This is a genomic window from Herbaspirillum sp. GCM10030257 (assembly GCF_042666555.1).
Classification (GTDB): Bacteria; Pseudomonadota; Gammaproteobacteria; order Burkholderiales; family Burkholderiaceae_D; genus Noviherbaspirillum.
In genome coordinates this window covers 58,764-66,768 of sequence record NZ_JBHTDH010000021.1, presented here as the reverse complement: position 1 = coordinate 66,768, position 8,005 = coordinate 58,764, and the positions used below count along the sequence as shown (strand labels likewise).

The 8,005-nt window shown below is 53.6% G+C and carries 10 protein-coding genes; 9 read left to right on the top strand and 1 reads right to left on the bottom strand.

Features of this window, described 5'->3' with window-relative positions; genetic code table 11:
- Positions 1-138 precede the first annotated feature (138 nt).
- The 9 genes from ACFQUU_RS22930 to ACFQUU_RS22890 all read left to right on the top strand — a co-directional run bounded on the left by ACFQUU_RS22930 (position 139) and on the right by ACFQUU_RS22890 (position 6,108).
- Complete coding sequence (locus ACFQUU_RS22930; protein WP_382250434.1) at positions 139-555, top strand: hypothetical protein; 417 nt, start codon at positions 139-141, stop codon at positions 553-555.
- A 163-nt stretch (positions 556-718) separates the two neighbouring features.
- Entirely contained in the window at positions 719-961 is a 243-nt protein-coding gene (locus tag ACFQUU_RS22925; RefSeq protein WP_382250433.1) for a VF530 family DNA-binding protein, read from the top strand.
- A gap of 54 nt (positions 962-1,015) precedes the next feature.
- The gene (locus ACFQUU_RS22920; RefSeq protein ID WP_382250432.1) at positions 1,016-1,351 is read left to right on the top strand and encodes a hypothetical protein; all 336 of its coding nucleotides are present in this window, start codon (positions 1,016-1,018) and stop codon (positions 1,349-1,351) included.
- 61 nt (positions 1,352-1,412) lie between these two features.
- On the top strand, positions 1,413-1,781 hold the full coding sequence (locus ACFQUU_RS22915; RefSeq protein WP_382250431.1) for a hypothetical protein: 369 nt from the start codon (positions 1,413-1,415) through the stop codon (positions 1,779-1,781).
- Between the two features lie 423 nt (positions 1,782-2,204).
- Complete coding sequence (locus tag ACFQUU_RS22910; RefSeq protein WP_382250430.1) at positions 2,205-2,750, top strand: hypothetical protein; 546 nt, start codon at positions 2,205-2,207, stop codon at positions 2,748-2,750.
- 676 nt (positions 2,751-3,426) lie between these two features.
- Complete coding sequence (locus ACFQUU_RS22905) at positions 3,427-3,969, top strand: hypothetical protein (RefSeq protein WP_382250429.1); 543 nt, start codon at positions 3,427-3,429, stop codon at positions 3,967-3,969.
- A gap of 266 nt (positions 3,970-4,235) precedes the next feature.
- Positions 4,236-4,565, top strand: a complete 330-nt coding sequence (locus ACFQUU_RS22900; protein WP_382250428.1) for a hypothetical protein — start codon at positions 4,236-4,238, stop codon at positions 4,563-4,565.
- Between the two features lie 180 nt (positions 4,566-4,745).
- On the top strand, positions 4,746-4,997 hold the full coding sequence (locus ACFQUU_RS22895; protein ID WP_382250427.1) for a transposase DNA-binding-containing protein: 252 nt from the start codon (positions 4,746-4,748) through the stop codon (positions 4,995-4,997).
- A gap of 205 nt (positions 4,998-5,202) precedes the next feature.
- The gene (locus tag ACFQUU_RS22890; protein ID WP_382250438.1) at positions 5,203-6,108 is read left to right on the top strand and encodes an SDR family NAD(P)-dependent oxidoreductase; all 906 of its coding nucleotides are present in this window, start codon (positions 5,203-5,205) and stop codon (positions 6,106-6,108) included.
- Here the strand turns inward: ACFQUU_RS22890 and ACFQUU_RS22885 are convergent.
- Positions 6,102-7,907, bottom strand: a complete 1,806-nt coding sequence (locus ACFQUU_RS22885; protein ID WP_382250426.1) for a helix-turn-helix domain-containing protein — start codon at positions 7,905-7,907, stop codon at positions 6,102-6,104. The genes ACFQUU_RS22890 and ACFQUU_RS22885 overlap by 7 nt on opposite strands.
- Positions 7,908-8,005: the final 98 nt, after the last annotated feature.

Here is an 8,005-nt window from a genome sequence, read left to right as displayed (position 1 = left end):
TCTTGCCATTTTTAGCTGTATGGCCGACACTTTGATTATCTAAACCGATTCAGGAAACTGGAATCATGACTGAACGTGCAGTAGGCGCCATGTCGCTTGAAAGTTGGCTTTTTGCACAGCCTCGTTAGGTCTCATTGCATGAAAAAACTCTGGAGAGCCTTCAAACTCGTGCTGTCAGCCGTTTTACTTGCGGTGATGTGCCTCATTCTGTATTTGTTTGCGCATCAGCCCGACAACTTCATGCTTCTTGGATGGGCAGGTGCCTTTCTTTTTATGACTGCGCTCCTGTGGGCTAACCTCAAGCCTACCAGTCGCGAATTTGCTCTGGTGGGCGTCGTTCTAGCGTTAGGGTTCCTATTTGTCGGCCTCCAGACCTTAACCGGCGCGCTTCATTTCCCTCGTGAGTGCAGCGGCAGGCGCAGCTTGTGCGATTTTGAGAATGTATTGTATGCAGTCGGCGGACCAACTCTTGCAGCCGCCCCCAATCTTTCTTTGGGCATCATTCTGCTCTACGCAAGTGCCCGTCTCGTGGTGTTGCGCAGTGTTCCAAGATGAGCGGGCGGTGCTCTATACCTTGGCAAAACCGGGAAATCTTTTCATTAAGGTTACACTAGTTGTCACGTTGCCTAACGTGCAATTCGATTCAGGCACATGGGTGTGCCGGTCAACCAAACGTTAGGCATTTGATGAACATCGATTCCAAGGACGTACCTCAAGCATGAATGAAGGGCAATCGAATAACCGCTTGCATGGAGTCACTCTTGAGAGTGTCGTCGAGAAGCTTGTTAATCACTACGGCTGGGATGAGCTCGCCAATAAAATTAGTATTAATTGTTTCAAGAATGATCCGTCTGTGAAATCCAGCCTGAAATTTCTTCGAAAAACTCCTTGGGCTAGAAAGCAAGTGGAGAATCTGTACCTCTCTACATTTACATTACAAAGCGAGCCGAAAAATGCCTAACATGCCGCTTCACACTGTCACCTGCGGTGCAGGTGAGCTTCTACGTTAGCTATCATGATTCTTCCAATCAGCGTCAACCAGGCAATCGACGATTTGGTGGTCCTTGACGGTCAAGAAGTTATTGTTCAAGGCATACTCCATTTCGATTTCGAGGAGGTGGCGCTTTATCACTTTCCTACGGCTCAGCGACGCGCAGCATATGATTCTTCTATCTGGATTTCCACAGGTACGGGAAGTCTAGGTTTCAACGAAGAAGCATGTAAGCGGTTGCACGGGAAACGCGTCACAATCGAAGGCAGGCTATTGAAGCCCGCCCCCGACCTCGGTGGTTGCGGGCATATGAGCCTGTGGCCAGCTGAACTGCTGGCACGGACACTTGAGCCAGCGTGACAGCTAACTTGCACATGAACACAGGCGGCGGTGCCGCTGGTTATCCGAAACGTTAGAGCTCATGAATTCCCTGATCACTACCGCCGCTCGCGATACGCCCATACCAGGCGCTCTGTACTCGGTAGACGATGGAGCGGGCCACTTCGGCGTTGCAAAGGTACTTGCGGTTGATGACGCTGGTGTCCACATTCGCCTGCATAAGAACAAGTTTGCGACGCGGCCATCGCGTGTCGAGGTGTCTAGTCTGGATCTAGGTTCGATTCATGACCCGGATGGGTTTGGCATGGGGCACATGCCGTTGTCGTACGCCGCTTTCTCCGCCTGGGAGCCCGTCTTTCTTGAGGCAAGTGCGCTTACGGAAGAGGAACTAGAGGGTTACCGCTACTGGCAAGAAGAGCAGGGTGGCTACTTCGGAAGGCCAGGGCATTGAGCTCTAACATGTCAATCGACACGGACCCACAACAGCAGGAGGCGGCTTCGCCGCGAAGTGTTGTGGTCCGGTCATCTTCACGTTATACATCATATTTTTACTGAAATTTATTTATGGTTGAACTCAAAAACGCTTCGGCATCAACGACTTTACGCTATGCCGTTCCGGGAATGGCATTGACAGCGATCGGATAGGTCTTTGATCTGGGGCGCTTGAGCAACCTCTTAATGATGATCGGGGTAGCAATGCTTGTCGCTGCGCGCTTAACGCAAATTATGATTAGTGCAGAAGAGAAGAAGCGAAAGGATTCGTAATTGCACAAACGTTCTGCGTTATCATTGTAAGCATAATAACGCTTAACGTGGTATTCAGTTTTAACGCACGTTGCGAACCACAATTGAGCGTTGAGAATATCGACTACACATGACTAAAAATATCAGAAGTTTGAGACTGTTAGTTTTAATGCCAGCTTTTATTCTGTTGAGCTGCGCTACGGTTTCTTCAAATAGCGAACGATTTGTAGAATCGGAACAGCCATCGCCTGGCTACGCACGGCTCTATATTTTTCGGCCCGGTTTTTCTTCTGTTGACCGATATGACAGTCCAACTTTACTTGTTAATCAAAAGGAGGTAGGGCGAATCTCCTATGAGTCATATTTATCTTTAATGTATCGGCCAGGAATTTACCAGATCGCTTCAAAGCCGAATGTGATCGAATCGTCTGCATGGAATGCAAGCACGCAAATTTCACTTGAGGCTGATAAGACTTATTTTTTGGCGATATGGAATAACGCTGAGATCGGTAAAGGAATTGGCCTTATGCCCATCATAGGGAGGATTCCGTTTTCATTAGCCTTACCAACGGAGACAGTAAAAAGTAATGCCGTGCGATTTGAAGTTGTGAACGAAGAGCAAGCGATACCGGTTATCACAGGATATTCGTTGATTTCCCTTCATGAGCAGCAGTGATGTACTCTCTTAACTTATTGCCCAACACAGACACGTATTCGTTCTCGTTAGCTCATCATTAAACATCATGCGAGCATTCTATTTCTACTTGTTTCTGATGACATCACTGGGATGCGCCTCAGCCGCAACTGCTGCGACAACAGCCATTGGCTTCAATAGCTTACCCGAAGCGTTGGCGACACTTAAATCGCAGCCTGGTGCAAGAGTGAACACAACTGAGCCGGACAAATGGACTATAGTAAATATCAAGACGGATAGTGGAGACACGGAGCAATGGTCATTTACTCCCGAAGGCCATTATGCACATCCTGCAGTCGCTAAGAGAACACTGAAAGTTGAATCCAACGGAAACGTATTTCTTGAGTCGGCATTTCTCTGCGAAGCTCAGAAGGACCCATGCGATAGGCTTGTTAAGGAATTTGAAGTACTGAATGAGCAGATCCGAAATAACGTTCAACGGCGCTTGTCGGGAACCCAAAAGTGATATGTAGGATGTTTAACACGCCCTTCGACGCAGGCGCCCGAGTCACCTGTCAGCTTTATCGTTAGACTGCCGAAACAGAAGGGGAACAATACCGACTTGTAACTGTCTGCATGCTTGTCCATAACAACCTGCAGCCATCATGTTCGCAACGGACTGGCATCTGAGCGGCACGATGCTGTACAAGAGATACCGATGAAAATCACCTATACCGCTATCGGGGCAGTCACCCTATTCAGTGCATTACTGACTGGCTGTGGCGGGAACGATTCCAACTCTGCGGTCGTGTCCCAGACGCCCACGACTCCTGCGCCGGGTGTGTCACCGACGACGCAAACTGACTACAGTAGGCAAGAGGCGTTGGCCGCATTGTCAGCGTCCGCGCTCAGCAAAGGCCGTACAGATTATCTTGATCGCTTGCTAGACCAAAGCGTCAACCAGTTCTTCGTCGATTTTACTGTCGTTGAGCCGTTGCCAGCAACGCTCGAATCACGTCAGTTGCTTTATTCTGAGATGAAAGCACGCGCTGCTGCCGAAATTGGAGCCTCAAATTATCAGATCATCCGTGACTACACTGTTGTTCCTCAAACATTCATTCAGGTCAATTCTCGGCGGTCACTCGTAACGGTTTTAAATAGCCCAAGCATCCGAGCAATCTCCGAGAATGTGACCTATCCTGTACCTGGTACCGGGCCGCTGTACCCGGTACCAGGTACACCGTCTCCTGCAGCACAATAGTTTGACAGGCTCAGGAATGGATTCCTTCGGACCTTCGCTTACTGACCGGGGTTTAGAACATCTTTAGTGCACCGATGAACTTGGATACAGTTTCTAACGTGGCCATTAACACGGACGCTCTGCGCCCGTCATCGTAGCGTTAGACATCAGTCCCCTCGAAGATGAAACGCAGCATACGAATACTTCTTACCTGCTTGCTCGGGTGGACAATGATCCTGTCAGCGGCGACAGCGCACTCGGGTACGCTCGTGGCGTCAGAAAAGTTTGTGGAAAGCCTGCGTAACGGTGTCTCCCAGGAGATATATCTCACGCTGGACACCACCCCAATCGATCGCGAATTTGCTAGGAGAGGAGTGCGCAGAGGACCGCTTCATGACGGCCAGAAAATTGTTGATCAGTCTTGTGGTCAATATGCGCAATTGAAGAAGAGACTATTTGCAAGTCAGGGGATGAAAGCGATCCGTCTGATTTCAGATTTTCAGTGTCTGGCAATGGTAAAGGTTAAGATTTCTGACCTGGCTGGTCTTGCCTTGTTGTTAAGGCAACCGATGGTGCTGAAGCTTCATGAACCCGTCCGGGTCACGCTCTCAGGTTGAACTCAAATAATATATCTAACATGGACATGAACCCTGACCCTTTCGCGGCCAGTTATACGAAGCGTTAAACAGATCGGTTCAAGTCAATACGGTTCAAATCGGCTTTCAATTACCCACAACTTTTGACATGGTAGATTGAACGACCTAGCCTGATGGAACGAAGTCAGGCAGGAGGTTGCTATGGACGCGGAGCAACATAGAGCAAAGGCGCCGGGACCGGCTTGGTTGCATGGCGAATTAGATGGGGATCACTTCTTTGACGCCCGTCTGGCAAGACGGCTGCAAGAATTAGCTGGACAGCTCTGGGAACATCGTGGTCAAAGTATTCCGATGGCATGCCAAGATTGGGCTAACACCAAGGCGGCAGTTCCAAAACCTGCCGCTCTTCATCAGTCAGTGAGCGTAGTGGATGTTTCCGGACGCGACTCATAGTAGCCTCCTACAGCGATCTTAAGGGTTTGATCGTCTTATCCCGCTTTTGTTGCCAAATGACCCACTAGAGGCGTCGATAGACGTTTCCCACATTAATTCAGCCAACTCGCTGGCGGTTTCCGCCATGGCCCTGACCGTCAGAAGCTTCTACACTTGATGAAAGTAAATGCCGACTTGTAACCTCACTCGAGACTGGATGGAACCGATGGAAAGAATTTTGCAGGGCCAAGTGGCGATTGTCACGGGAGCCGGCCGCGGGCTTGGGCGTGCCCATGCTCTGGAGCTCGCCCGCCACGGCGCGTATGTTGTGGTCAACGATCTCGGCGGCGACGTAGCTGGATCTGCGGCGGAGTCCGTCGCGGCAGAAATCGTTCGTGCTGGTGGCGAAGCTCTCGTCAACGGTGCCGACGTGACGCAGCCGGATCAGGTTAAGGCGATGGTCGCGGCTGCTGAAGCCCGCTGGGGCCAGGTGGACATTCTTGTGAACAACGCTGGGATTCTCCGCGACCGCAGCTTTGCAAAGATGGAGCTCGCCGACTTCCGCCTCATTCTTGACGTCCACGTGATGGGCGCTGTGCACTGCACGCACGCCGTGTGGAACCGAATGCGCGCGCGCAGACATGGCCGGATTGTGTTCACGACTTCTTCCTCTGGGTTGTACGGCAATTTCGGGCAGTCGAATTACAGTGCTGCAAAGATGGCACTGGTGGGCCTAATGCAGACCCTGGCTATCGAGGGCGAGAAGCATGGTATTCGCGTCAACTGTCTCGCGCCCACGGCATCTACTGCACTCCTGGAGGATGTGCTGCCCGCTGACATTCTCGTAGGACTCGCACCAGAGAAAGTCAGTCCAGGTTTAGTGGCGCTGGTCGCCCTCGATGCCCCCACGCGGACTATCCTGCTCGCCGGGGCGGGCAGTTTTGAATGTGCACATGTCACGATGACTCAAGGCATCCACCTCTCGGAAGAGGCGTGCACAGCCACGGAGGTGCGCCATCGCATGGAAGAGATTCGTGCTCGCGATGGTGAAGTCGTGCCCGCGTGGGGTGGGGAGCAGTATCGATTCGAGCTTGCCAAGTCTGGCGTGAAAGCTTCCGCGCCTGCTCAATGATCGACCTTGTTCGGACTATTTGACGACGCAGTTACCTGCCACAAACGCAATGCCACATGCAGCTCTAGCGCACGCGTTGGTTGGCCCCAGGGGCCAAGCAGATCCTCAATGGTTTCGAAGCGATGCCGGATGGTGTTCACGTGCACTCCGAGCCGCTGCGCGGTGAGCGCCGCATTGTAGTGAGTCTCAAAGTAGGTGAGTAGTGTCACAGTCAGCTGCGTGGCGCGCTTCAGGTCGTACGCCAGCAGCGGGCCGATGGTGGCCTCCAGAAAGTTGGTGATGCTTGCGTGGTCGTGCGTCTCGAACAGAGTGGAATATAGCGCCATCTCGTTCTGTCCCATGACGTGGCCGACAATGCCGAGGCGGCGAAGGACCGGCAGGGCCCGCCGGAGCATTGCGTGCAGTGCCGGCAGTTCCGCCACTAATGTGGCAGGCCGCGACAGCATTCCTCTCCAAGCACCTCCATGGTGATGGTTCTGCAGGTATTGAACGATGGCGTGGCGAACATCGCCTACACGGCGTGTGCTGCAAAGAAGCACTATGGCACCGTCTACATCATCGAACAGGACCTGCCCGAGCACGTTCGCGGCGCGCAGTCGGCGCGCGGAATAGGAAGCGTCTGGGTCTTCGGTTTCCAGCACCAACAGTGACATCGGCTCGTCGAGCGAGATCCCAAAACGCTCCGTCCGCTCAGCCACCAGGGCTTGTCCTTCCTGCCTAGGGAACAGCAGCGAACGCAGGAGCGCAGCCTCGTCGCGTGTTCTCGAGGCTTCCATCCTTTCGCGAGACAGCAGCACCACGCCCAATATAGTCGCAGAGCGCTCGAAATTCCGTACTGCATGGTCGTCCAGGCCACCCTGCCGGAACAGTAGGATGGACCCGAGCATGTCATCCCCGCCGATCACAGCGTTAACCCGACAACTTTCGCCGTCTATCTCCCAAACAACAACGGAGCGGCCCACTTGGCGGCTCTGACGCAGTGCCTGTGCCAGTGGTGCGCTTTGCACGCCGTGCGGAGCATAAGAATCGGCGGCGGCAGCTCCGTTGCAACTTGCAGGGATACCCCGGCCGATCGGCTGTGCCGCTTCATCGAGCACGAGCACGGCGCCATCCAGCATGTCGGCAACTTCCTTGCAGATGGTGGAGAGTTTGGCGCCGCGAGCAAGCAGCGATGTCATGCGCTCGTGCGCTTCTGCCGCGCTTTGTACTTGGCGTGCATGTTCCTCGAGCGCCCGCAGAGCGGTGCTGGCCTGGGCGAAGGTGCGGGCGTTCTTGATGGCGACGGCCGCATGTGTCGCAAGCGTGCTCAGAACCGAGATGCCCTGCGCCGTGTGCGTACGGTGGTGCCGATCGCCGACGAATAGCAACCCGATCACTGCGTCCTCCCAGAGCAGGGGCACGCCGACGATCGAGTGAACGCCCTCTTCGCGAAAGGTCGCATCCAGCAATGGATGGTGCGTAAAGCGAGTGTCGTGCAGGTAGTCGGGCGTAGTGAACGGACGACGTGTCGAGGCCACTAGGCCTACTATGCCAGTGTCGCGGCCGCTTACACTTTGCCCGGCGGCTAGCATGTGCGTGCCATCTGCGGCGAGCACCTGGAAAGTGTCATTCGCCTCGTCATATTCAGTAAGCCAAGACACGTGTGATCCCAGCATGGTGCGGGCGCGGGTTACGAGGGCCCGCAGCAACTCGGGCAAGTCGAGCCGGCTGGACAGGTCTCGGGCTGACTCAATCACAGCGAGCATGCCGCTCTCCCGTTGCTGCCAAATTTCGAGGCGATTGCGAAGTGCTATGGCCATGCGGATTCGCTCCACCAGCTCGGTCTTGTGCCCCAGAGCATCTGGCCATTGCTCAACCCTGGCCAACCAAGCAGAAAAGGCTTCAGCCTCCGCTCCAT